General features: G+C 49.0%; 25 protein-coding genes and 1 tRNA gene. 21 read left to right on the top strand and 5 right to left on the bottom strand.

Translation table 11 applies throughout. The annotated features are described in order from the left end of the window. The first annotated feature begins 12 nt into the window (after nt 1-12). Entirely contained in the window at nt 13-996 is a 984-nt protein-coding gene (locus EGC76_RS03640) for an NAD(P)H-quinone oxidoreductase (protein WP_246013889.1), read from the top strand. Between the two features lie 28 nt (nt 997-1,024). On the opposite strand, the gene EGC76_RS03635 is transcribed toward EGC76_RS03640, so the two are convergent. Continuing rightward, a tRNA-Tyr gene (locus tag EGC76_RS03635) sits at nt 1,025-1,109 on the bottom strand. An 85-nt stretch (nt 1,110-1,194) separates the two neighbouring features. On the opposite strand from EGC76_RS03635, the gene xerD reads away from it, so the two are divergent. The 5 genes from xerD (at nt 1,195) to lysS (ending at nt 7,283) form a co-directional block, all read left to right on the top strand. Continuing rightward, nucleotides 1,195-2,118, top strand: coding sequence for a site-specific tyrosine recombinase XerD (xerD, locus tag EGC76_RS03630; protein ID WP_128351657.1), 924 nt, complete (start codon nt 1,195-1,197; stop codon nt 2,116-2,118). A 26-nt stretch (nt 2,119-2,144) separates the two neighbouring features. Then, nucleotides 2,145-2,870: a bifunctional protein-disulfide isomerase/oxidoreductase DsbC gene (dsbC, locus tag EGC76_RS03625; protein WP_128351656.1), complete on the top strand. Its 726-nt coding sequence runs from the start codon at nt 2,145-2,147 to the stop codon at nt 2,868-2,870. Nucleotide 2,871: 1 nt separating this feature from the next. Next, on the top strand, nt 2,872-4,584 hold the full coding sequence (recJ, locus tag EGC76_RS03620; protein ID WP_128351655.1) for a single-stranded-DNA-specific exonuclease RecJ: 1,713 nt from the start codon (nt 2,872-2,874) through the stop codon (nt 4,582-4,584). A 47-nt stretch (nt 4,585-4,631) separates the two neighbouring features. Then, nucleotides 4,632-5,730 (top strand): peptide chain release factor 2 gene (gene prfB / locus EGC76_RS03615; protein WP_128351654.1). Its coding sequence is split into 2 segments (ribosomal slippage): nt 4,632-4,706 and nt 4,708-5,730, totalling 1,098 coding nucleotides; the frame shifts between segments, so codons are not numbered across the junction. 44 nt (nt 5,731-5,774) lie between these two features. Continuing rightward, on the top strand, nt 5,775-7,283 hold the full coding sequence (gene lysS / locus EGC76_RS03610; RefSeq protein ID WP_128351653.1) for a lysine--tRNA ligase: 1,509 nt from the start codon (nt 5,775-5,777) through the stop codon (nt 7,281-7,283). Between the two features lie 86 nt (nt 7,284-7,369). On the opposite strand, the gene EGC76_RS03605 is transcribed toward lysS, so the two are convergent. The 3 genes from EGC76_RS03605 to ygfZ all read right to left on the bottom strand — a co-directional run bounded on the left by EGC76_RS03605 (nt 7,370) and on the right by ygfZ (nt 10,063). Continuing rightward, nucleotides 7,370-8,521 carry a trans-sulfuration enzyme family protein gene (locus tag EGC76_RS03605; RefSeq protein WP_128351652.1) on the bottom strand — a complete coding sequence of 384 codons (1,152 nt, stop codon included), beginning with the start codon at nt 8,519-8,521 and terminating at the stop codon, nt 7,370-7,372. Between the two features lie 112 nt (nt 8,522-8,633). Continuing rightward, on the bottom strand, nt 8,634-9,122 hold the full coding sequence (locus EGC76_RS03600; protein WP_128351651.1) for an FKBP-type peptidyl-prolyl cis-trans isomerase: 489 nt from the start codon (nt 9,120-9,122) through the stop codon (nt 8,634-8,636). Continuing rightward, complete coding sequence (gene ygfZ / locus EGC76_RS03595) at nt 9,119-10,063, bottom strand: tRNA-modifying protein YgfZ (protein WP_246013888.1); 945 nt, start codon at nt 10,061-10,063, stop codon at nt 9,119-9,121. The genes EGC76_RS03600 and ygfZ overlap by 4 nt, the downstream gene beginning before the upstream one ends. Before the next feature lie 107 nt (nt 10,064-10,170). On the opposite strand from ygfZ, the gene EGC76_RS03590 reads away from it, so the two are divergent. Both EGC76_RS03590 and EGC76_RS03585 read left to right on the top strand, forming a co-directional pair. Beyond that, on the top strand, nt 10,171-10,443 hold the full coding sequence (locus EGC76_RS03590) for an FAD assembly factor SdhE (RefSeq protein ID WP_128351649.1): 273 nt from the start codon (nt 10,171-10,173) through the stop codon (nt 10,441-10,443). Then, complete coding sequence (locus EGC76_RS03585) at nt 10,444-10,743, top strand: YgfX family protein (RefSeq protein WP_128351648.1); 300 nt, start codon at nt 10,444-10,446, stop codon at nt 10,741-10,743. Here the strand turns inward: EGC76_RS03585 and nadB are convergent. Next, nucleotides 10,687-12,288, bottom strand: coding sequence for an L-aspartate oxidase (gene nadB / locus EGC76_RS03580; protein WP_128351647.1), 1,602 nt, complete (start codon nt 12,286-12,288; stop codon nt 10,687-10,689). The genes EGC76_RS03585 and nadB overlap by 57 nt on opposite strands. 195 nt (nt 12,289-12,483) lie before the next feature. On the opposite strand from nadB, the gene rpoE reads away from it, so the two are divergent. From rpoE to mazG, 13 genes are all read left to right on the top strand, one after another. Next, complete coding sequence (gene rpoE / locus EGC76_RS03575) at nt 12,484-13,062, top strand: RNA polymerase sigma factor RpoE (RefSeq protein WP_128351646.1); 579 nt, start codon at nt 12,484-12,486, stop codon at nt 13,060-13,062. Nucleotides 13,063-13,082: 20 nt separating this feature from the next. Further along, nucleotides 13,083-13,727, top strand: a complete 645-nt coding sequence (locus EGC76_RS03570; RefSeq protein WP_128351645.1) for a sigma-E factor negative regulatory protein — start codon at nt 13,083-13,085, stop codon at nt 13,725-13,727. Further along, entirely contained in the window at nt 13,720-14,724 is a 1,005-nt protein-coding gene (locus EGC76_RS03565) for a MucB/RseB C-terminal domain-containing protein (RefSeq protein WP_128351644.1), read from the top strand. Before EGC76_RS03570 ends, EGC76_RS03565 begins: the two co-directional genes overlap by 8 nt. Then, entirely contained in the window at nt 14,721-15,155 is a 435-nt protein-coding gene (locus EGC76_RS03560) for a SoxR reducing system RseC family protein (RefSeq protein ID WP_246013887.1), read from the top strand. The genes EGC76_RS03565 and EGC76_RS03560 overlap by 4 nt, the downstream gene beginning before the upstream one ends. An 88-nt stretch (nt 15,156-15,243) precedes the next feature. Beyond that, nucleotides 15,244-17,055 (top strand): translation elongation factor 4, encoded by a 1,812-nt coding sequence (gene lepA, locus EGC76_RS03555; protein ID WP_128351643.1) that lies wholly within the window; start codon nt 15,244-15,246, stop codon nt 17,053-17,055. Between the two features lie 35 nt (nt 17,056-17,090). Then, nucleotides 17,091-18,014, top strand: coding sequence for a signal peptidase I (gene lepB, locus EGC76_RS03550; protein ID WP_128351642.1), 924 nt, complete (start codon nt 17,091-17,093; stop codon nt 18,012-18,014). Nucleotides 18,015-18,017: 3 nt separating this feature from the next. Further along, entirely contained in the window at nt 18,018-18,710 is a 693-nt protein-coding gene (rnc, locus tag EGC76_RS03545; RefSeq protein WP_128351641.1) for a ribonuclease III, read from the top strand. Between the two features lie 2 nt (nt 18,711-18,712). Then, nucleotides 18,713-19,621: a GTPase Era gene (era, locus tag EGC76_RS03540; RefSeq protein WP_246013886.1), complete on the top strand. Its 909-nt coding sequence runs from the start codon at nt 18,713-18,715 to the stop codon at nt 19,619-19,621. Further along, complete coding sequence (gene recO, locus EGC76_RS03535) at nt 19,622-20,326, top strand: DNA repair protein RecO (protein WP_128351640.1); 705 nt, start codon at nt 19,622-19,624, stop codon at nt 20,324-20,326. Continuing rightward, nucleotides 20,323-21,087, top strand: coding sequence for a pyridoxine 5'-phosphate synthase (gene pdxJ, locus EGC76_RS03530; RefSeq protein WP_128351639.1), 765 nt, complete (start codon nt 20,323-20,325; stop codon nt 21,085-21,087). The genes recO and pdxJ overlap by 4 nt, the downstream gene beginning before the upstream one ends. Continuing rightward, on the top strand, nt 21,071-22,393 hold the full coding sequence (gene rlmD, locus EGC76_RS03525; RefSeq protein WP_128351638.1) for a 23S rRNA (uracil(1939)-C(5))-methyltransferase RlmD: 1,323 nt from the start codon (nt 21,071-21,073) through the stop codon (nt 22,391-22,393). The genes pdxJ and rlmD overlap by 17 nt, the downstream gene beginning before the upstream one ends. Nucleotides 22,394-22,397: 4 nt before the next feature. After that, nucleotides 22,398-24,593, top strand: a complete 2,196-nt coding sequence (relA, locus tag EGC76_RS03520) for a GTP diphosphokinase (protein WP_128351637.1) — start codon at nt 22,398-22,400, stop codon at nt 24,591-24,593. Next, complete coding sequence (mazG, locus tag EGC76_RS03515) at nt 24,590-25,396, top strand: nucleoside triphosphate pyrophosphohydrolase (RefSeq protein ID WP_128351636.1); 807 nt, start codon at nt 24,590-24,592, stop codon at nt 25,394-25,396. The genes relA and mazG overlap by 4 nt, the downstream gene beginning before the upstream one ends. Nucleotides 25,397-25,415 lie beyond the last annotated feature (19 nt).

Genomic DNA, 25,415 nt, shown 5'->3' with positions numbered 1-25,415 from the left:
CAAGGAGCTTCCATGTCCACACAGATGCCTACACAGATGCGCGCACTGACCGCAGGTACTGACAACACGGTGCTGTGGCAGCACCGCGACCTACCCAAGGTGCAGCCCAATGAAGTGCGTATCAAGGTTGCCTACAGCGGCATGAACCGCGCAGATTTAATGCAACTGGCAGGCCATTATCCGCCACCGCCGGGGGCATCTGATGTGTTGGGGTTGGAAGTTAGCGGTGTGGTGCATGCCGTTGGTGCTGAGGTGAGCGCGCATCAAGTTGGTGACAAAGTCTGCGCGTTGTTAGCCGGTGGTGGCTATGCTGAGTACGTGTCAGTGCCTGCCAATCAAGTGTTAGGCATACCTAAAGGCATGGAACTTGCTCATGCGGCCGGTATCTGTGAAGTGTTTGCGACGGCGTGGTTCAACATTTATGACATTGCAGCGACCCAGCCGGGCGAGCGAATTTTAATGCATGCAGCGGCAAGTGGTGTTGGTCAGGCGGTGTTGCAGTTAGCGAAAGTGTTTGGCAACCCAGTATTTGCCACAGCGGGTGCCGACGAGAAGTTGAAGTTAGCGCAGCAACTCGGCGCTGAGCAAGTTTGGAATCGACATCACGGCAGCTTTGTTGACGCTGTAAAAGCGTGGGGCGGTGCTGATGTTATTCTTGACCCGGTGGCGGGTAGTTACATTGGGTGGAATCAAGAAGTACTGAATCAAGATGGACGTTTGGTGGTGATTGGGCTTATGGGCGGCCGTGTTGCGGAACTTGATGCCGGCCGGTTGTTAATGAAACGCCAACGCATTATCGGGAGTACCTTGCGCAGTCAGCCGAATAGGGTAAAAGCACGTATCATGGCTGACCTCTATACGCATGTGTGGCCGTTGTTCGAACAGCAGCAGGTGCGCGCATCAATTGATGACGTGCTACCAATTGCGCATATTGAGGACGCATTCAAACGCCTGCGGGAGAATGATACTCAGGGTAAACTTGTATTGGTTTGGTAATTTTTAGGAATAGATTGCGAGAAAGAAGTGGTGGAGGGGGCAGGATTCGAACCTGCGAAGGCTGAGCCGTCAGATTTACAGTCTGATCCCTTTGACCGCTCGGGAACCCCTCCACACGAGGCGGGCATAATAGCAGATTGAGCCCACCTGTAAACCCGTTTATGATGATGGTTCCAAATAAAACCAAGTAGTGTAGCAATGAGCCCAAATTCACAGCCCCCGACAGTGCCAGCAGCCGTTGATGAAGAAATAGCGCGTTTCATCGATAGGTTATGGCTAAAGCAAGGTGTAAGCCAAAATACAAGCTCTGCTTATCGCACTGACTTGCGTACCTTTCAACGGTTTCTTACCCAACAGCAACGGCATGACTTGCTGCAAGTAACCCATGAAGATTTGGAGCGTTACTTGTTGTGGCGCCGGCAACAAGGGCTTTCACCGCGCAGTACGTCGCGCGCGCTCAGCGCATTAAAGAAATTTTATCAATATGCGGTTGGCGAGCGTCTGTGTGCGCAAGATCCAACTGCGCGGTTGGCGCGGCCGAAGCAACCCCAATCAATACCACATAGTTTGTCGGAAGCTGAAGTGGATGACCTGCTGAATGCACCGGACATCGAAGACCCCATGCAATTGCGCGATAAAGCCATGTTAGAAGTGCTGTACGCGACAGGGCTTCGGGTCACCGAGTTGGTTCAACTTACCGTTGACCAAATTCATATGCAGCAAGAATTGGTGCGTATTATCGGTAAAGGTAACAAAGAACGCTTAGTTCCCTTGGGCGAAGAAGCGTTGGACTGGTTAAACGTTTATTTCGCTAAAGGGCGTAAACAATTGCACGCCCAACCAGGCGACTGGGTATTTGTAACACGACGCGGCGGGCCCTTAACCCGGCAAGCATTTTGGCACCGAATTCGGTATTATGCTCAGCAGGCTGATATTCGCTCACACTTGTCGCCACACACGCTACGCCATGCGTTTGCGACACATTTGCTCAACCACGGCGCCGATTTACGTGTGTTGCAAATGCTGCTTGGGCACAGTGACTTATCAACCACACAAATTTACACGCATGTGGCACGCGAACGCTTGCAACAGTTGCATGCTACACATCACCCACGCGCATAACTTAATTTGACCTTATAGGATCATTCATGAAGTACTTGGCAATAATGACACTTAGCTTAATGACCGTTGCTTGTTCACCTGCTGAACAGAGCACATCGCCACAGCCACAAACCACCGGTAGCTTTGACACCTCGCACATGCAACGCATGGGCTTTAAGGTTGAGTCGGCAAAACCTGCCGACATTGCTGGTTTGTATGAAGTGATTACCGATCAAGGCTTGGTGTATGCCAGTGACGATGGTCAACACATCATCAGTGGCCGCATCTTTGATATTACCGGTGAGCAACCGAATAATGTCAGCGAGAAAGTGCTGGAACAAATGCGTACCAACGACTTAGCAACCGTGAGCGATACGGTCATTGAGTACACCGCGCCGAATCAGCAGCACGTGATTCATGTGTTCACTGATACCAGTTGTGGGTATTGCCGCCAATTGCACGAGCGCATTGATGAATATTTGGATGCGGGCATTACGGTACGCTACCTCGCGTGGCCTCGAAATGGTCTGCAAAGTAAAGCTGCGGTGGATTTACAAAACGCATGGTGTGCGGACGATCAGCAAGCGGCTCTGACAGCAGCTAAAAACGACGAGGAAGTTGAGTTAGCCATGTGCAACGACCCAGTGGCCATGCACTTTGCCTTGGGGCAAAAGTTTGGGGTGCGTGGTACACCGGCCATAGTGCTCGAGTCTGGCCGTTTGTTGCCTGGCTTTGTGCCGCCGGAACGCTTGCTGCCTGAGTTGCAAAAGTAATATGACGGATATCTCGGTTAAACGTCATCCGCACGTAGACGTAGGTGCGTGGGCGAATAATTTACCTGAAATTATTGCGCAAATACTGGCCCGTCGCGGTATTACCGATGAGCAGCAATTAGATTTAGGTGCTCGGCATTTGCCCCATTTTGATCAACTGCATGGTGCGAGTGCTGCCGCTGAACGTCTTGCGCAGGCCATTCGTGAAAATCAGGCTATTTGTATTTGCGGTGATTTTGATGCGGACGGTGCGACGTCGACGGCGCTGATGGTTTCCGTGCTGCAAGCACTCGGTGCAACACGGGTGGATTATATTGTGCCGAACCGATTCGCAGACGGATACGGTTTATCACCAGCCGTGGTAGCGCAGGCTCATCAACTGGGTGCGCAATTGATTGTTACGGTAGACAGTGGCATTTCTTGCCATGCAGGTGTTGATGCAGCGCGCGCGGCAGATATTGATGTGATTATTACCGACCACCATTTGCCCGGCGCAACCTTACCGAACGCGAATATCATCGTGAATCCGAATCAACCTGATTGTCAGTTTCCTAGTCCGAATATTGCCGGGGTGGGTGTGGCGTTCTATGTGTTGCTTGCGCTTCGCCATGTGTTCCGCGAGCGCGGGCTCGAGGTGCCCAACCTTGCGCAATGGCTAGATTTAGTTGCCGTCGGCACAGTGGCTGACGTGGTGAGGTTGGATGGCGTCAATAGAATTTTGGTGCAACAAGGTTTACAGCGCATTCGTGCTGGTCATTGCCGCCCAGGAATCGCAGCGCTCCTGCAGATTGCTAATCGCGATCCGAAACAGCTGTTAGCGAGCGATTTAGGCTTTGCTATTGGGCCGCGTATCAACGCTGCAGGAAGGTTAGATGATATGGCAGCCGGCATTGAGTGCTTGTTAGCCAATAACTTAACCACAGCGCAGCAATTGGCCGCGCAGTTGGATCAATTAAATCAAGCACGGCGTAGCATTGAAACCGAAATGCGTGAAGAGGCGGAAGCCTATGTCGCGCAGATAAACCAAGATACCGATCAATTGCCTGCTGGCTTGGTGCTATATCAGCCAGGTTGGCACCAAGGTGTGGTGGGTATTGTTGCTGGGCGGGTGAAGGAGCAATGTCACCGACCCGTTATAGCGTTCGCTGATAGTGATGATGGTTTGTTGAAGGGGTCAGCCCGCTCTATTCCGGGCTTGCACATTCGTGACGTACTCGAGCGTGTCCACAGCTTGCATCCAGACTTAATCCAGCGTTTTGGAGGGCACGCAATGGCAGCTGGATTGAGTTTAGCGCGAGACAATCTCGACACTTTTCGTGACGCTTTTATCGCACAAGTAACCGAATGGGTGGATGAAAGCGCCTTAACACGTACTATTTGGTCTGACGGTGAGCTTGATGCAAGTTGCTTTCAGGAACCATTCGTACGCCAACTGGAGTCATTTGGCCCGTGGGGACAAGGATTCGCGGAGCCAGTTTTTGATGGTGAATTTCGTGTGGTGCAACAACGACTTGTTGGCGAACGCCATATAAAATGGGTGCTTGAAACTGCGGACCGCGTGGTGCTCGATGCCATTGCTTTCAATGTCGATACTAGTCTGTGGCCGGATGCGTCCGTGCAACGCATTCATGCAGTGTATAAACTGCAATTAAATCACTTTCGAGGGCGTACTTCTGTGCAGCTACAACTAGAGCATTTTCGTGGTTTGCGGTAGAATACGCGCCCTTTGCAACCAACTATTGCTATTGAGATTTAAAAACTATGTTCGAAACTAATGCCACGTATGTTGCGATAAAAGAAATGCGAAAACGCAGCGAGCTTCTTCGGGGGTATCTTTGACTACGCTCAGAAAGTAGAGCGCCTGGAGGAAGTTAGCCGCGAATTGGAAGATCCGAACGTTTGGAATGACCAAGAGCGCGCCCAATCACTAGGCAAAGAACGCTCAAGCTTAGAGCAAGTAGTGGAAACGCTGAACAACTTGGCGCAAGGGTTAGACGACGTAGAAGGTTTAGTGGATTTAGCTGTTGAGGCTGAAGACGAAGAAACGTACAACGAAGCCGTGGTTGAATTGGAGCAGTTGGAAAGCCAACTGGCCACTTTGGAATTCCGCAGAATGTTTTCAGGTGAACAAGATGCGTCAGATTGCTATTTGGATGTGCAATCAGGCTCCGGCGGTACGGAAGCGCAAGACTGGGCTAATATTCTGCTGCGCATGTATTTGCGTTGGGCTGAAGCGCATGGTTTTAAAGCCGAGATCACTGAGTTGTCAGAAGGTGAAGTGGCAGGGATTAAGTCGGCAACAGTGCGTATTCAAGGTGATTATGCCTATGGCTGGTTACGTACGGAAACTGGCGTGCATCGCTTAGTACGCAAATCACCGTTTGACTCAGGGAATCGACGTCATACGTCATTCGCATCGGTGTTTGTGTATCCGGAAATCGATGATTCGATTGAAATTGAAATTAATCCAGCTGATTTGCGTGTCGATACGTATCGTGCGTCAGGTGCCGGTGGTCAGCACGTAAACCGAACAGACTCGGCGATTCGTATTACCCACGAACCGTCTGGGATTGTCGTTCAGTGTCAAAGTGACCGTTCGCAGCACAAAAACCGCGATGCGGCCATGAAACAATTACGCGCAAAGCTGTATGAGTCAGAATTACAGAAGCAATTAGCCGAAAAACAAGCCTTGGAAGACACCAAGTCTGATATCGGCTGGGGTAGCCAGATACGTTCGTACGTATTGGATGATGCCCGAATTAAAGATTTACGTACTGGGGTGGAGAATCGAAACACCCAAGCGGTACTGGACGGTGCTTTAGATCCGTTTATTGAAGCAAGTTTAAAATCAGGTTTATAAGTTTAGTCTCACAGTAATAACTGTGACGAAAGAGGATGAATTACATGAACGATAAAACGCAAGCCCCCGAGTTGGACGTAAACGAACAGATCGCCCAGCGTAAGGCAAAGCTTGCTGCGTTGCGCGAGCGAGGCGTGGCATTTCCGAATGATTTCCGCCGTGATAGCTTAGCGGCTGAGTTGCATGAAGCCTATGACGGCTCTGATAAAGAGGAACTGGCGGCGAAGGCAATTCGGGTGAACGTTGCGGGTCGTATGATGACGCGTCGTATCATGGGTAAAGCAAGCTTTGCCACCATTCAGGATATGTCGGGGCAGATACAGTTGTACGTAGCGCGTGACAACCTTGCTGAAGGCTTCTATAACGAAGAATTCAAAAAATGGGACTTAGGTGACATTGTTGGCGCAAGTGGCACGTTGTTTATTACCGGAACCGGTGAATTAAGTGTGCAAGTTGATGATGTGCGTTTGCTGACCAAGGCTTTGCGCCCACTACCAGATAAATTTCACGGGTTATCAGACCAAGAAATGCGTTACCGCCAGCGCTACCTTGATTTAATTACCAACCAAGAATCACGTAAGACCTTTATTGTGCGTTCAAAAGTGGTGGATTACATTCGCCGTTACTTCATCGCCAAGCAGTTCTTGGAAGTAGAAACACCAATGATGCAAACCATTCCTGGCGGCGCTGCAGCGCGTCCGTTTTCCACGCACCACAATGCGTTGGATATGGAATTGTACCTGCGAATTGCGCCAGAACTTTATCTGAAACGCTTAGTTGTTGGCGGTTTTGAGAAGGTTTTCGAGATAAACCGTAACTTCCGTAATGAAGGATTATCAACGCGCCACAATCCAGAATTCACCATGCTTGAGTTTTACTGGGCCTATGCAGACTTCAATGATCTGATGGATCTCACCGAAGACATGCTGCGTGGCATGACCACAGAAATTCTCGGCTCAGCGCAATTTGAAAGTGAAGGCGTGCAGTATGACTTCAGTAAACCGTTTACACGTATGACGGTAAACGAAGCCATTTTGGAGCATTTACCGACCGCCACAGCGGCACAACTTAGTACGCTGGAGCAGGCCACCGCATTGGCTGAATCGTTAGGTATTAAGGTGAAGCCGAACTGGGGCTTGGGCAAGGTTCAAATTGAAATATTTGAAGAAGTTGCTGAACATAAATTAATTCAGCCTACCTTTATTACCGCCTACCCAGCGGAAGTATCACCGCTGGCGCGTCGTAACGATAACGACCCATTCATTACCGACCGATTCGAATTTTTTGTCGGTGGCCGCGAGTTGGCTAATGGCTTCTCAGAGTTGAATGATGCGGAAGACCAAGCAGAACGTTTCCGTGAGCAAGTTCAACAAAAAGAAGCGGGTGATGACGAAGCCATGTTCTATGACGAAGACTATGTCACAGCGCTTGAGCACGGGTTGCCGCCAACAGCCGGAGAGGGCATCGGTATTGACCGTTTGGTTATGCTATTAACTGATTCGCCGTCAATTCGTGATGTGTTGTTGTTCCCACACATGCGGCCGAAAAACTAAAAAACGTTATTGGTTATTGGTTATTGGTTATCGGTTATTCGTAACCCGGCGTTTTACGCCGGGTTTTTTATTTGACGAATAACTCGTTAGGCTTTGGGGAGCGCTTGTAATAAGTCGTTTAAGAGTTCGTGTTTATCTTCAATACCGGCGGATAAGCGCAACAAATCAGGCGGGCAGGGTGTGCCTTGACCTTCAACGCTCGCACGGTGCTCGATTAAACTCTCAACGCCGCCGAGCGAGGTGGCGCGTTTCCATAACTTGGTGTTGGCGGCTAAATGAACCGCTGCTTTCTCGCCGCCTTTAACGCGAATGGAGAGCATGCCGCCATAACCGCCGTGCATTTGTTTTCTGGCCGTTTCATGGCCGCTAAAGCTCGGTAAACCGGGGTAAAGAACCTCGACGATTTGTGGGTGCTGCTGCAGTTGTTCAGCTAAGAACATGGCATTGGTGCACGCTTCGCGTACCCGTAAATGCATAGTGCGCATACCACGCAGCAGTTGCGCCGCGTCATGGGGGCTGGGTACCGCACCGCCTTGGGCTCGCACTGCGCGAATCCGTTGCCAATAGTCGTTGTCCGTTTTACAAATCAGGGTGCCGGCGATCACGTCTGAATGGCCATTTAGATATTTGGTGGCCGAGTGCATCACAATATCAGCACCTAAGGTGAGTGGTTGCGTCAGCAGTGGCGTTGCGCAGGTTGAGTCTACGGCGAGATATGCACCCGCTTGATGGGCAAGTTCACTGATAGCGGCAATATCACTGATGGTCCACATTGGATTGCCCGGAGTCTCCAACCAAACCAATTTGGTTTTATTGGTTTGAATTGCTTTTGACACCTGCTGTAAGTCGGTCATATCAACAAACTCAACATTCAAGCCCCAGTCCGTTGCAAAGTTAAGCAACCAATTACGCAATGACCAATACATGACAACGGGCGCAAGTACATGGTCACCAGGTTTTAAACCTAAGAATACGGCTGTCGCTGCAGCCATGCCTGAACCAAACAATAAAGCCTGGTCACCTTGCTCGAGTTGACATAAAAGCTGCTCTACGGGCTTATAGGTTGGGTTGTCGGCACGCGAGTACACGTTGCCACTTGGGTAGGTGTTGTCGGCACCGCGAATATACGTGGTGGCAACATGAATGGGTAGTACGACACCTTGCGTTTCGTGATCAATTTTACCCAACGCTTGGGCAAGGGCAGTTTGCTGGCTGTAATTGTAGGTTTTATTGGCCATATTGAGCTCTAAATGTGGTTAATAATGCTGATAGTATACGCCGAATTAGAAACAAAAAACGCACCCGAAGGTGCGTTTTTTTTATGCATTCTTGCATGCATTCATAGAACCATTAGTCGTGGTTATGATTGCCATCTGTATGCACGTGGCCGTGGTCTAATTCAGCCGGATCAGCATCACGAACTTCTACAACTTCTACGTCAAAGTTCAGAGTAGTGCCTGCTAATGGGTGATTACCGTCTACGGTTACTTCGTCGTCGCTCACGTCAACGATCATCACAGACTGTTCACCAGCGTCAGTACTTGCACGGAACTGCATGCCAACGGCTACTTCGTTGTCGCCGAACAGCGTACGTGGAACGGTTTGAATAAGGCCGTCATGACGATCGCCATAGGCGTCAGCTGGTTGAATTTCAGCTTCAAATTTGTCGCCAGTTGCTTTTCCATCAAGTGCGTTTTCCAAGCCTTTGATCAACATGCCACGACCAAAAATGAACTGTAGTGGTTGACCTTCTTTTGATTGATCCAGTACTTGGCCTTCAGTGGTTTTCACGGTGTAGTGAATTCCAACGACTTTGTCCTGGCTAATAGTTTGACTCATGATTCATCCAAGTTATAAGGCAGTGGGTAAATTTCCAAAAGACTCGCGTCATCATTCTTGATTCGTAGCTTCGTGTCTGCCTCTATGTCGCTCGGCAGCACCGCCAGTAAATCAAGTTGATTGTCAGTACGGCTCACTGCGTTAATTACCGTACCGGCACGTCGCCAGTTTTCACCAAGTTGCTGTTCAACGGTAGCACCCGCATCAACAGCTTTACCTTGGCCAACCAAACGAAACATTGCCCGCTTCTGCTTGCCCAGATATTTCATCCGAGCGATGGTCTCTTGGCCGATATAACACCCCTTGGTAAAACTGATGCCATGGAACGCCTGAACGTTCAGCATCTGGGGCACATACTCCAATAGTGTACCTGAAACTAAGGTGGGGCGACCACGCTCAATTTCAAGGGCATTCCAGTAATCCATATCAGAATTAGTCGGAAAGTTATCACGTTTCGTGACCAGAATGTACTGATCAGGATGGTTTCCCAAGGTTAGCACCACGCCGTCACTGATTGATGTAACCGCTTGTTGGTGTTCAACATCAAGCGGCTGGTCAATCCATTCGGCAAGGCGCGCTGGGGCCGCGGTACCAAATATTCCAAACAGCGAATATATGTTTGTCGCATCAATGATTTCAGTTTGGCTAAATACGCCGTATTTTTGTAACTGGGCTAAGCTAGCCGCTATCGCGTCTTTGTGGGTAATCAATAACACACTGTCAGCACAGCGAGTAACGAACAAGGTACTCATAGCCTTGCCTTTGTTGTCACAGTGCGCACCATACTGCCACTGGTTATCCGCAAGCTGCTTGAGGTCGCAGGTCAGTTGCCCCTGCAAAAAATCATCAGTTTGTGGGCCAGTTAGGCTGATTACACCGTAATCCTTTAAGGAAACCGTTACGTATTCTGGCGGAGCTTTGGTAAACTCTGTATCTAACACAATAAACCTCGTTTTCTCATCGATATCGAAATAGATGGGGATGATATTTCATTATACAAGCCGTTTTGTCTTGTACTCGCTATTTTTGTTAAGAAAAAAGGATTCGCATGGAAAAGTTGCAACAAGATGCCGATACGCTAAAAAACAAGAACCGTTTGCGTTGGGCTTGCCGCCGCGGCATGTTAGAGCTTGATGTTTTGTTCATGCCGTTCGTAGAAGAGGCGTACGATGACCTTGATGCTCAGCAACAAGAAGCCTTTCGCCGCTTGTTAACCTGTGACGACCCGGATTTGTTTGCTTGGTTTATGGGGCATCAGAAGTGCGAAGACCCTGAGTTAGCAGCAATGGTGGCGTACATTTTAAGTCGCGTTAAGGTTTAAATGCTCTGGCAATTGGCTGTCACGCCATGGCGTTGGCTGCCTATGCCAACGTGCGTGTGGGGTATCGACTGTGACACTGGCGAATGGTTGCAACTTGCCGACTTAGATCAACAACGTTGGTATGTGCAGCCACTCAGTTGGGTCACCCCTTGGGGCGCTTTGATTATTCTGCATGCCCCCAACAAGCCAAGGCGTTGGGTATGGTTACAACGCAGTTGGCTTGGTGATGCTGCTTTTCGAAGGTTAGCTCGGTTTTTGTTGCGCTGGCGCCAGTATGGTCGGCTGCGCCTCAGGGAGTAAATCAGGGTGGTCGAGATTGTAGTGCAGCCCACGGCTCTCTTTGCGTTCCATGGCGCTGCGAACAATTAACTCCGCTACTTGCACCAAATTACGCAGCTCCAGTAAATTATTGCTGACCTTGAAATTGCTGTAATAGTCGTGAATTTCTTGCTGTAACAGCTCTATACGGCGCAATGCACGCTGTAACCGTTTGTCAGTACGCACAATTCCTACATAATCCCACATAAATAAGCGCAGCTCGTGCCAATTGTGCTGAATAATGACTTCTTCATCCGAATCGTTCACCTGACTTTCATCCCAAGCGGGCAGGTCAGTGCGCAGTGGTTTGTCGTGCAACTGTTCAATAATGTCTTTTGCGGCAGAACGTGCAAACACCAAACACTCAAGTAGTGAATTGCTCGCCATTCGGTTTGCGCCATGCAGACCCGTGTAGGCCACTTCACCGATGGCATAGAGGTTGGCGATATCGGTGCGCGCCTGCAAATCAGTTTTCACCCCGCCACAGGTGTAGTGCGCTGCAGGCACCACAGGCATTGGCTCACGGCTGATATCAATACCTAAACTTAAGCACTTATCATAAATATTTGGAAAATGTTCTTGAATGAAAGCTTTCGGTTTATGAGAAATATCCAAGAACATACAGTCTGCGCCAAGCCGTTTCATTTCATAGTCGATAGCGCGGGCAACCACGTCGCGCGGGGCAAGCTCCGCCGCAGGGTGAAAGTCAGGCATAAAACGCGAGCCATCAGGGCGGCGTAAATAGGCACCTTCACCGCGTAAAGCTTCGGTTAGCAGAAATGATTGTGCGTTAGGGTGAAACAAGCAAGTTGGATGAAACTGATTGAATTCCATGTTGGCAACGCGGCAGCCAGCGCGCCATGCCATGGCGATACCGTCACCGCTGGCAACGTCGGGATTGCTGGTGTATTGATAAACCTTGCTGGCACCGCCTGTACACAGTGCAACGAAGCGTGCAGCAACCGTTTCAACCTGCTGCGTAACACGATTCCAAATATACGCGCCGTAACAATGTCGATCACCACCTAAGTGTTTGTTGGTAATTAAATCAACAGCATTGACACGTTCGATGATGGTAATATTTGGATGCAATTTGGTTTGTTCAACTAATGTTGTTTGCACAGCGCGCCCGGTGGCATCCGCTGCATGCAGAATGCGACGGTGACTGTGGCCACCTTCCTGGTTGAGGTGAAACTGGCCATCGTCAACGCGATCGAAGCCCACGCCAATATCAATAAGCCATTGTAGACTCTCTTTGGCATGCCCTGTAGTGAATTCCACAGCGGCTAAGTCACATAATCCCGCACCGGCAACTAAAGTGTCCTCAACATGGCTTTCAATGCTATCATTCTCATCGAAAACAGCCGCAATGCCACCTTGCGCATAATAGGTCGAACCTTCTGTAAGGGGACCTTTAGAAAGCACGGTGACTTGTGCGTGGTCAGCCAATTGCAAAGCTAGGGTTAAACCTGCTGCACCGCTGCCGATAATTAAAACATCGCATTGATAATGAGACATATGTTCCATAAAGTATGTGGGATAAATTTGCGTGACAACACGTTACTACAGGGTGTTATCCCGCTGAATTGCCAAAGGAATAGAAGCGATTTTACTCTTTTGAATTTTTTTTGCGAACTTTTTACGAACACTTAGGTCATACTTTGCAAGTACGCAACGGGCCTAAAATCTGGCGTAGCTAGGGGTTGAGGAGAACGGGCTCGGATGAGCGAACACGAAACAGATAAAGCCCTGGTGGAAAGAGTACAACAGGGAGATCAGCGAGCCTTTGACTTGTTGGTGAAAAAACATCAACACAAAGTGATGAGTCTGATATCGCGCTACGTTAAACAACAAGCAGATGTGCCGGACGTAGCCCAGGAAACATTTATAAAAGCTTATCGCGCGTTGGCAAATTTTCGCGGCGATAGCGCGTTTTACACATGGTTGTACCGTATCGCAGTAAACACTGCAAAGAACTACTTAGTGGCACAAGGGCGTAAGCCTCCAGCCAATGATGTAGATGCGGATGAGGCAGAATACTATGAAGGCAGCGGCGCACTAAAAGACAGTGCTTCTCCAGAGAGTATGCTGTTAACGGATGAGATTCGTGACGTTGTTATGCGAACCATCGAAGATTTACCCGAAGATTTACGCCGTGCAATAACACTGCGAGAAATGGACGGGTTGGGCTATGAAGAAATAGCCATCGAAATGGATTGCCCTATTGGTACAGTGCGCTCACGTATTTTTCGGGCTCGCGAAGCGATAGATCAACAATTACGACCGTTATTAGAGCGCTAAACTGAATTTGAGGAAGCTATATGTCTGATCGTTGCAAACAACATGCTTCAGCACTACTGGATAATCACTTTGGTGATTCAGGTGCTGATTCGGAACGTCCATTTGATGCTGATTTGTCAGCGTTATTGGATGATCAGCATGCACAAGCTGCATGGCAACGCTATGCCTTAGTCGGCCATATTATGCGCGGTGACGCACAAGCCAATCAACAGATTGACATCAGTGCGCAAGTGGCCGCGCAAATCGCGCAGGAACAAAACGTGGTGGTGCAACCGTCACTAAGTGGCGGAGGTGCGATGTCACGCGCTGCAAGCCGTTGGTTGAAGCCTGCTGGTAGTATTGCTATTGCTGCAAGTGTGGCGTTGGTTGCGGTAGTATCGGTGCAACAGCCGGTGGTTGTTGATGAGCAGCAAACAACGCAAAGCGTTACCTCGCCTGCATTGATTACTAATCCGTTTGGTGGACGTAACCCGGTAAGTTACAATACGGTGATTGAACAGCAACAAGCGCCTTCAGAAGCTGAAGTTGCGCAACAACGTCAGTTGCTTTATTCATACATGCTGGATCATCAACGTCAATTGCAGTTATCGCTGCAAGAAGACAAAGAAGAGCAACAGCAAATTGAGAGCTCAACCGTCGAGAAGTTACCAGAACAGAATGACTAAATATGTTGTCGCGATTGCGCTGTGGTTTGTAGCAATCGCTCCATTAGGTGCCGTAGCACAATCCGATGAGCGTGCAGAGAGTGTTGAGCGCGCAGCCAATGCCGGACAAGTTTGGTTTGACCGCATGGCGAAAGCGCTTCGTAGTCTCAACTTTGAAGCCACTTTAGTGCAATCACAAGGGCAGCGCATCCAGCCATTAGTGTGGCTACACGGCAGTTACGACCACAACACCGATATTGAATTACTTATCTATTTAAATGGCGCCGACACGCGGGCTTTGCGTATTGGTGATCAAACCTACTACTACTCACAAGCGGGCGGCAGTTATACACTGCAGTCAGACGTAACCTTTGGTTTAATCCCGCCGGCATTCTACAAACCCTTTACCCAAATTAACGCGCAATACCAAGTGATTGCGAGCGGTGGTATGCGGGTGACAGGTCGTAATGCGCAGTATTTACGTTTAATTAGTCGCGATGACAACCGTTATCACTACGACCTATGGGTTGATCGTGAGTCGGGTATGTTATTGAAACTGCAAATGATGACACCGCAAGGTGAAATTCTGGAGCAGTTGCAGGTTACGTCGATTGCATTTTCGGAAGTACTGCCTGAACAGTTGACTGAAGTCAGCGATATTCAACGCCCACCGAAACTCTATGATTTACAGCAGTTAACTGAGCTGCAGTTTGCTTTACGACCACAATGGTTACCGGCGGGATTCGAGCTGCGCCGTGCGCATCATCGTAAGCTGCACGATACGCCGTTGCCAACAGATTATTTTTTATACAGTGATGGGTTGACTGAAGTGTCAATCTACGTGACCGATCAACGTACCCAAGCTTTACCTAATCTGGCATTGCAGGGGCCTGAATCAATCGTTAATGCCCACGTGAATGGATTTGCAGTAACCGTGGTCGGTAAAATGCCGGCAGATACTTTACGCCGCATTGGTGAAAGCATGACGGTTACGGCCACTCAAGGTAATCCGCAGTGATACGCGAAGTTGCAGAAGTTATAGCTATCGATAACGATGAGTTGGTGGTTTCTACCCAGCTTAAGTCCGGGTGCGGAAGTTGTGTGCAACAATCAACTTGCGGCGCTGGTATCATTTCCAAAGCATTTTCTGATCGCCGCGCAGAGTTTCGCGTGCGTAAGCCGGCGGGACAGTTCGTGCCGGGCCAACAGATTGAATTGTTATTACCTGACCAAGCTTTAACGCGCTTTTCGCTCATGGTGTATGGCTTGCCGCTGATGGCGCTGTTGTTAGTCGCTATTGGTCTCACCAATATGACAACTTTAAGCGAGGGGTGGGTGATTATAAGTGCCTTTACCGGCTTTGGATTTAGCTTCTACGCATTGAAGCGTTGGTTGCATCACCGTGATGTGCAGGTTACTCAATTGTTACGCGTGCAACAAATCGACTAATTTCACCCGAAATTCTTTGTTCCCTGCCTCATAAATCAGTATGATCAGCGGTTAATTCTCTATTCCATTTGTTTTTGCGGGGGCATTAATGCCAGAAAAGGCGTTTAAGCAAGCAAATATACGCAATTTTTCAGTAATTGCGCACATCGACCACGGTAAGTCGACTCTTTCTGATCGTTTAATTCAAGATTGTGGCGGTTTAACCGACCGTGAAATGGCTGAGCAGGTGCTCGATTCCATGGATCTCGAGCGCGAGCGTGGTATTACCATCAAAGCACAAAGCGTAACGCTGCACTATACGGCGAAAGATGGTGAAACCTATCAACTTAACTTTATCGATACGCCAGGGCACGTTGACTTTTCTTATGAAGTTTCGCGTAGCTTAGCGGGTTGTGAAGGGGCGCTATTGGTTGTCGATGCGGCGCAGGGTGTTGAAGCGCAAACGCTAGCGAACTGCTATACCGCGATGGAAATGAACTTGGAAGTGGTTCCGGTTCTGAACAAAATTGACTTGCCGCAAGCTGATCCGATGCGAGTGGCGGAAGAAATTGAAGACATTGTTGGTATTGAAGCCATTGATGCAGTGCAGTGTTCCGCGAAAACGGGTGTCGGTATTACCGAAGTACTCGAGCGTATAGTGACGCAAATTCCACCGCCGCAAGGTGAAGCAGACGCGCCATTACAAGCACTTATTATTGATTCTTGGTTCGACAATTACCAAGGTGTTGTGAGCCTCGTACGGGTGAAAAATGGTGTATTACGCGCTGGCGACAAAATGAAAGTGATGTCGACAGGGCAAACCTACCAAATCGACAAAGTCGGTTTCTTCTCGCCCAAGCCAACTGAAACCGGCATTTTGCGCTGTGGTGAAGTAGGCTTCGTGATTGCTGGAATTAAAGAAATTTTGGGTGCACCTGTTGGTGATACGCTGACTTTAGCGAAACAGCCGGCTTCAGAGCCGTTACCAGGCTTTAAAAAAGTAAAGCCACAGGTATACGCGGGTATGTTCCCAATTTCGTCAGACGACTATGAGAACTTTCGCGATGCGCTAGCCAAGCTGTCGCTGAACGATGCTTCGCTATTTTATGAGCCAGAAAATTCGGCCGCGCTGGGCTTCGGCTTCCGCGTCGGATTCTTAGGCATGCTGCATATGGAAATTATCCAAGAGCGGTTAGAACGCGAATACGATATCGACCTGATTACCACCGCACCAACAGTGGTTTACAAGGTTGTGACGAAAGATGGTAAAGAACACAAAGTAGATAACCCTGCTAACTTGCCAGCGGTAAATGATATTGAAACCATTTACGAGCCAGTGGTGGAAGCGAATATTTTAGTGCCGCAGCAATATTTAGGTAACGTGATTACCTTGTGTGTTGATAAGCGCGGTGTACAAACAAAAATGACCTATCATGGCAATCAAGTTGCAGTAACTTATGAACTGCCGATGGCTGAAGTGGTCATGGACTTTTTTGACCGTTTGAAATCAACCAGCCGGGGTTACGCTTCGTTAGACTACAACTTTAAACGCTTCCAAGAGGCCGATATGGTTCGCGTTGACGTCTTGATCAACGGTGAGAAAGTGGATGCATTGGCGATGATTACCCACCGTGATCATTCGCAAGGCCGCGGCCGTGATTTAGTTGATAAAATGCGTGAGCTTATTCCACGTCAGATGTTTGATATTGCGATTCAAGCAGTGATTGGTACACACGTTATTGCGCGTGCTACGGTGAAACAGTTGCGTAAAAACGTAACCGCGAAATGTTATGGCGGTGACGTAAGCCGTAAGAAAAAGCTGTTGCAGAAGCAAAAAGAAGGTAAGAAACGCATGAAGCAGCTTGGTAACGTAGAAGTACCGCAAGAAGCATTTCTTGCCGTGCTGAAGGTTGGCAAGTAACGGATATTTTTGGTGCGCTAGGGACATAACCTCAGATGGCAAACTTTTATTCAATCTTATTGACGCTGGTAACCATAGCTGCGGGCTTGGTTTGGCTGTACGACGCAAAGTTCAAAAAGCCGACACGGCTAACCCGTATTGCGGAAGAAGAACAACGCTTACAGCAGCAGCTTGATGACGAAGCGCGTGAGCGTTTGGCTCCACAGGGGCGTGTGGCTGAGTTCGCGCAGTCAGTATTTCCCATTTTGTTTGTTATTCTCATTGTCCGGTCGTTCTTTTATGAGCCATTTCGCATACCGTCAGCATCGATGATGCCGACTATGCTGGCTGGCGATTTTATCTTGGTGCAAAAATACAGTTACAGCATTCGTGATCCGCTGTTTCGCACTGAATTATTTGCAACAGGCACGCCAGAGCGCGGCGAAATCGCGGTGTTTAAGTATCCAGTTAACCCGCAAGTTGATTTCATTAAGCGGATTATTGGCACACCGGGTGACCGCATTATCTATCGAAATAAGACGCTGTATTTAGAACCGGCTTGTGTTAAACAGTCGGCGGAATGTCCGCAATTACAAGTCATTGAGCGCGATGTTCGCCCGCAAGATGAAGTTTACTTTAGTCGTTCAACGCCATTAGTGCGTTACCGTGAGCAAATTGGCACGGTGGAGCATGATATTTTGATTGACCCAACAATTGCACCACGTACAGCTTACTTCTATCAGCAAGCTGGAACGGCTCCAGATGAATGGATTGTGCCGGAAGGGCATTATTTCTTTATGGGAGATAATCGCGACAACTCCGAGGACAGTCGTTACTGGGGCTTTGTGCCGCAAGATAACCTGGTGGGTCGCGCTACTTTTATTTGGATGAGCTTTGAAATGAATCGTGACGCCAGCAGTTGGTTACCACAATGGGTGCCAACGGCAGTTCGTTGGAATCGTCTTGGCAGCGTGGAGTAATTAGTGAGTTTACCGAAACCACCCATTGCACAGCTTGAACGATCATTTGGTTATACCTTTAAAGACCGTGAGCGCCTGCTACAGGCACTTACGCATCGCAGTGCGGCAGCTCAGCATAACGAGCGCCTGGAGTTTCTTGGCGACTCGGTGTTGGGCATTATTATCAGTGAAGCGCTCTACGAACGATTTCCCGAAATTGACGAAGGTGACCTGAGTCGGATGCGGGCCACGTTAGTCTGTGGCCGAAGCTTAGCTAAACTCGCTCAGCGCTTTGAACTGGGCAAATTTTTAGTACTTGGGCCAGGCGAAATGAAGAGCGGCGGGAACCGTCGTGAATCCATACTTGCTGATGGTGTCGAGGCACTATTGGGTGCGATGTACCTCGAGAGTGATTTAGTGACTTGCCGCGCGGTGGTGCTAAACTGGTATGCAGACCAGTTAGCAGCAATTAAACCAGGCGCAGGCCATAAAGACCCAAAAACGCGGTTGCAGGAATACCTGCAAGGCCGCCAACGTGCATTACCGCTTTATGAGGTTGTCGCAACCCAAGGGCAGGCACACAATCAGAAATTTACCGTAAGTTGCCAAGTAGAAGGCCTTGCTGAGCCCATTTTAGGTGCTGGCACCAGCCGGCGTAAAGCCGAGCAGCAGGCTGCAATGGAAGCATTAGCGCAACTTATGCAACAGGAAAAATAAGCATGATGGTATCGGAACAGAATTCACAATCAGCATTTGTCGCCATAGTAGGGCGCCCAAACGTGGGTAAGTCAACGTTGCTGAACCGTATTCTTGGTCAAAAAATTAGTATTACCTCAAGCAAACCGCAAACCACCCGGCATCGCATTTTAGGAATTGAAACCGAAGGCGATCGCCAAATTGTTTACGTGGACACTCCAGGGCTACATCAGGACGAAAAACGTGCGATAAACCGCCTAATGAACCGCGCTGCGTCGAGCTCGCTAAGTGGTGTAGAGGTCGTACTGTTTGTGGTTGAAGCAGGCAAATGGGCCAGCGACGATGAAATGGTACTCACCAAACTCAAAAAAACCGAGCGCCCAGTGGTGTTGGTGGTTAACAAAATCGACCAGATAAAAGATAAAGCTGAATTGTTGCCGTACTTGCAAAAATTATCCGAAAAACACAAGTTTGCGGAAATTATTCCATTATCTGCAGAGACCGGCGCGCACGTAGAGGCATTGCGTGAGCTGGTGCATAACTACGCGAAACCGGGTGCTCACCATTATCCGGAAGATTATGTTACTGACCGTTCATTGCGGTTTATGACAGCTGAAATTATCCGTGAAAAACTCATGCGCTTTACCGGTGATGAGCTGCCTTATAGCACCACAGTTGAGATTGAACAATTTCAAACAGCGCCTTCAGGCACCACGCACATTCACGCGCTGATTTTGGTTGAGCGCGATACGCAAAAACGCATGGTGATTGGCGCCGGTGGCAGTAAATTAAAAACTATTGGTACCGAAGCGCGTCGTGACATAGAGCCGTTAGTTGGCGGTAAAGTTCACCTCAAGCTATGGGTGAAAGTTAAATCTGGCTGGGCAGATGACGAACGTGCGTTACGCAGCTTAGGGTACGGCGAGGAATAAATGATGGAACCGGCGTTCGTTTTGCATCGCTGGCCCTATCAAGACAGCAGCTTGTTGGTGGAGCTATTCACCGCAGAACACGGTCGCTATCGTGTAATCGCCAAAGGTGCGAAGCGACCTAAAAACCCATGGCGAAGTATTTTACAGCCATTTACGCCACTGCAAATAAGCAGCCGTGGCCGCCACGAGTTGCAAACCCTGGTGGCTGCCGAAGCAAGTGGAAACGCACTTGATCTGGGCGGAACAGCTCTTTACAGCGGTTTTTACCTGAATGAATTGATACAACGCCTGACCACACCGTATCATGCGGTAGAAGGGCTATTTGACGACTACCAACATACCCTGAGCTTATTGACTCAAGTTGACCATGTCGAACCTATATTGCGGCGCTTTGAGTGGCAGCTGTTGTGCCATTTAGGGCATGGATTTGATTGGCATATTGATAATCAACAACAACCCATTTTGCCCGCACAAGCGTATCAATTTATTCCTGAAGATGGATTTATGCCCATTGCTGGCATGACTCAATCGGCAGGGGTGCAGTTGAGTGGCCAAGACTTGATACGCCTCGGCGCATTTGAGCTATCCGATCAACGCTTGCTAAAATTATTTAAGCGACTTATGCGCGCTGCTTTGCAGCCTTACTTGGGGGATAAACCCTTGCGTAGTCGTCAACTCTTTGTTCAATTTAAGGAACTGCCATGACGCATTCAGCTGGAGTCGCGGCCATTTTACTTGGCGTGAATATTGATCATGTTGCAACTGTACGCAATGCTCGCGGCGTCAGTTATCCTGATCCGGTTACTGCAGCAGCCATTGCAGAGCAAGCTGGGGCCGACGGTATTACGGTGCATTTGCGCGAAGATCGTCGTCATATTACCGATCGGGACGTGGAGATTCTGGCCCAAACAATTCAGACCCGGATGAACCTTGAAATGGCGGTAACCCCTGAGATGCTCGCCATTGCAACCCGCATTAAGCCTACGTATTGTTGTTTGGTGCCAGAGAAACGCGAAGAATTAACCACAGAAGGCGGTCTTGATGTGGCCGGTCAGCAGGACAAAATTACCGCTGCTGTGGCCCAGTTGGCGGAAAGTAATATTGCTACGAGCTTATTTATTGATGCCGATAAACGACAAATTGATGCAGCCGTTGCCTGTGGCGCGCCGATTATTGAGTTGCACACTGGACACTATGCTGAACAGCACGACGAAAGCGCACAACAACAAGCGTTAGCGCAACTCAGATCGGCAGCTGAATATGCGCAAGCTGCCGGTTTGCAGGTTAATGCCGGACACGGTTTGCATTATCACAACACTGCCGCGATTGCCGCGATTCCCCAGCTTTTGGAGCTAAATATTGGGCATGCGATTATCGCCCGTGCAGTATTGGTTGGTTTAGACCAAGCGGTACGCGATATTAAGGCGATTATGCAACAGGCTCGGGCACATGGCTCAGATATATAAACCGCAACCGCGCCAGGTTAAGGCTGAAGCACTCAAGCAACAATTAGTGGTTGGGCTTGACCATCAAGGCCGTGGCGTGGTTCGTACGCCCAAGGGTGCACGTTTCGTTGGTGGTGCATTACCGGGTGAAGTTATCAGTTTAATGCCTCGTGGTAAGTATGAGGCCGAACTGATTGACATAACTGAAGCAAGCTCTGAGCGGGTAATGCCGCCATGCGCCTATTATGCAAGTTGTGGCGGTTGTGATCTCCAACATTTAGAGTTGCATGCGCAACGTCGTCATAAGCAGCAGGTTGTCGAGCAGATGCTGCAGAAGTTCGCACAACTGTCGCCTGAGCAATGGCTTGAGCCGTTAACAGACAATGCTTGGAATTATCGTCGTCGCGCGCGGTTGGCCGTGCACTATGATCGCAAGCGTCAGCAATTAAAATTAGGCTTCCGCGCGGCGAAAAGTAAGCAGATTGTCGCAATTAATGATTGTTTAACCCTAACCAAATCATTAAATGATTTACTGAAACCATTGCGTACATTGCTGCCAAAATTGAGTCTGGTACGCCAATTAGGTCATGTTGAACTGATTGATTTAAACCCTAAACCTATTGTTTTACTGCGTGTCGAAACAGCACCTGTTGAAGCCGATACGCAAGCGTTGCAGCTTTTTGCTGAACAATACAGCGTGGCCATTTGGTTGGCCACCGAGCATAGCGTAAAGCCTCTAAATGCGCACGACGCAACGGTGAGTTATCAAACCCTTGGCGCGGCGTTGCACTGTAAACCGAATGACTTTCTGCAAACGCACCAGCAATTGAGTGAGAAAATGGTTGCCCAGGCATTAAGTTGGCTTGCGATAGAGCCACAGGACACCATTCTCGAGTTGTATGCGGGCAGTGGTAATTTTACCATTCCGATGGCGCTGCAAGGGGCTCAGGTTACTGCAGTAGAAGGGGTTCACTCAATGGTCGAACAGTTAGCGGAAAATGCCAAGCGCTACGCCGTGAAGGTTAACGCTGTGTGCGCCAATTTAGAGCAACCGTGGCCGCAGCAAGGCTGGGCTGGCAGTAAGTTTGATCAACCATTCACAAAAGTATTATTAGACCCTGCGCGAGCCGGCGCGCCGCACGCAATTGGCGAAGTTGCCAAGCGGCAGCCGCAACGCATTGTGTATGTATCTTGTGCGCCTGATACATTGGCGCGTGACGCCAATGTGTTAAAACAAAATGGATATCAGTTAAAACGAGCGCAAGTCATTGACATGTTTCCGCAGACCCATCACATTGAGGTAATCACACTTTTCGAAAGGGAGTAACACGGTGGTTTGGGTAAGAAGTACGCACGTTGATAAACCACATCAACAGGGCGACTGGCTAGCAGAATTGGACTCGGATGCACGACGCGAGCAATTGCGCGAGCATGCGGAGCGCCTTAAAGCGCTATGCCAACAAGCCAAACAACCGCACTTACTGCTAAAAGGCGAAGAAATGGTCGAGATTCTCATCGGCCTGAATCTCGATCAAGAATCCTTGATTGCCGCATTGTATAGCCCAGCGTTTGAAGCCCAGTTATTTGATACGGAACAAGCATTGGCGTGGGGCGGTAACAGCTTACCTATTTTACTTGAAGCCGTGCAGCAAATGCAGACCATCAGCGCACTGCAGCACTTTCAGCACGGCAAACCTAGTTTGATTCAAATTGATAATGTGCGACGCATGTTGCTGGCCATGGTCACCGATGTGCGTGCGGTATTAATTAAGTTGGCTGAACGCATTTGTTTTTTGCGCGAAGTTAAAGCGCTCGATGAAGAGACACGGGTACTAGCAGCCAAAGAATGTCATGAAATTTATGCCCCGCTAGCGAACCGCCTTGGCATTGGTCAGCTCAAATGGGAGTTGGAAGACCTCGCATTTCGTTATCTACACCCATCTACCTACAAGGCAATTGCGGCGCAGTTACATGAGCGACGCATTGACCGCGAAAGTTATATTCAGGAATTTGTACAAGGGTTACAGCAAGCACTCGACGCTGAGGGTGTAAAGGCTACTGTTTATGGGCGGCCTAAGCACATTTATTCCATTTGGCGAAAAATGCAGAAGAAGCATTTAAGTTTTGAAGAACTGTTTGATATTCGCGCCGTGCGCATCATTACTGAGTCATTAAAAGACTGCTACGGTGCGCTGGGTGTGGTGCATAGCATGTGGCGACATATTGCATCAGAGTTTGACGACTACATTGCGACGCCAAAAGCCAATGGCTATCAGTCGATTCATTCCGTAGTGCTTGGGCCTGATGATAAGTACGTTGAAATTCAAATTCGCACACAAGCGATGCATGATGATGCTGAACTTGGTGTTGCTGCACATTGGATGTACAAAGAAGGCGGCGCGGCCGGGAAAGGCACTGGTTTTGAAGAAAAAATTGCCTGGTTGCGCAAATTGTTGGCTTGGCATGATGATATGGCTGGCAACGATGGCCTTGTTGACGAAATTCGCTCGCAAGTATTTGAAGACAGGGTGTATGTATTTACCCCTAAAGGCGAAGTAATTGATTTGCCAAATGGCGCGACGCCACTGGATTTTGCCTATTACATTCACTCCCAAGTTGGTCATCGTTGTGTCGGCGCCAAGGTTGACGGGCACATTGTACCTTTCACGTACCATTTAAAAAACGGCGAACGGGTCGATATTTTAACGCAGAAGAGCGCGCAACCAAGGCGTGATTGGCTGAACCCAGCCAATGGGTATTTGCAAACATCACGCGCCCGCAGCAAGGTTGTAACTTACTTTAAAAAGCTTGATCGTGATAAAAACCTTAAAGCAGGAAAAGACATGCTTGAGGCTGAATTGAGTAAGTTAAATGTGCCATTAAGCCAAGCCGAAACAGTGCTGGAACGGTTTAACATGGTGCATTTAGATGATTTACTCGCAGCCATTGGTGCGGGTGATGTGCGTTTGCATCAGGTGGTTAATCAGCTAAGGCCCGCGGACGATAACGTGGCTGAGCGCATCGAGCGCATAACCGCGCGTAAGCCCAAACAGGCCGCGACAAAAGCTGGCAAACAAAGTGACGTTACCGTAGAAGGTATTGGTAACTTATTGGTACAGTTTGCTAAATGCTGCCAGCCTGTACCTGGCGATTCGATTTTAGGTTTTGTCACGCAAGGGCGCGGGGTATCGGTGCACCGCAGCGATTGCGAGCAACTAACGCACCTATTGGAGCAACACCCCGAAAGGGCGCTTGCGGTAAGTTGGAGCCAAACGAAACGAGGCAATTACCGGGTCAACTTGCGCATTGAAGCGGATGATCGGAACGGACTTTTACACGATATAACCAGTGTGCTGGCGAACGAAAAAGCCAATGTCGCGCAGCTTGATTCGCATTCAGATGCGGCCACACGGCAAGCTCGCGTCGCTGTTGGTTTAATTATTGCTGATACCGAAAACTTACAACGCCTGTTGAATCGGCTCACCCAAATCAAAGGCGTTCATAACGTGGTACGAACAACACAATGACAACAACAAATAATCTCTCTGGTGTGGCTGCTCTGCTTGAAGTCATGCGCCGACTTCGAGATCCGAGTGGCGGATGCCCGTGGGATCTGAAACAGACCATGACTAGCCTCATTCCTTATACCATTGAGGAAGCGTACGAGGTTGCGGCGGCGATTACTGAAGGCGACGTGGCGGATATTAAAGATGAACTTGGCGACTTACTGTTTCAAGTGGTCTTTTATGCCCAATTAAGTGAAGAGTCCGCTCAGTTTAGCTTCGATGATGTGGCGCAGCAGACAGCAGACAAGCTTATTCGGCGGCATCCGCACGTTTTTGGCGACAGTACCACGCAAACTGATGAAGAGATAAAAGCGCAGTGGGAACAAATTAAAGCAGAGGAACGTGCTAATAAAGGCGGCCAGGATAGTGTTTTTCACGGTATTCCAGATAATTTGCCGAGTATTTTAATGGCGTTGAAGTTACAAAAGCGCGCGGCTAATGTTGGTTTTGACTGGGACACTATTGCACCGGTTTTGGCGAAAATACGCGAAGAAATTGAAGAAGTAGAAGCCGAGCTTGCGTGCAAAGAGCGTGATCAGCAGGCGCTTGAAGCAGAAATTGGTGATGTGTTATTTGCCGTCGTGAATCTTGCGCGACATGCGCAAGTGAACCCGGAACATGCCTTGCGGCGCACCAACCTGAAGTTCAAGCAGCGCTTTCAAGCCATAGAAAAGCGTCTCAATATAAGTAAGCAACGGCCGGAAGACTTGAGTTTAGAAGAGCTTGAAGCACATTGGCAGGCAGTGAAATCTGAGTCGTCGTGATTTAATCAATTCAGATTAC

This window comes from Pseudidiomarina gelatinasegens (assembly GCF_004025325.1).
Taxonomy (GTDB): Bacteria; Pseudomonadota; Gammaproteobacteria; order Enterobacterales; family Alteromonadaceae; genus Pseudidiomarina; species Pseudidiomarina gelatinasegens.
Note: the sequence above shows the minus strand (reverse complement) of the source record. Positions and strands in the feature narration are given on the sequence as shown.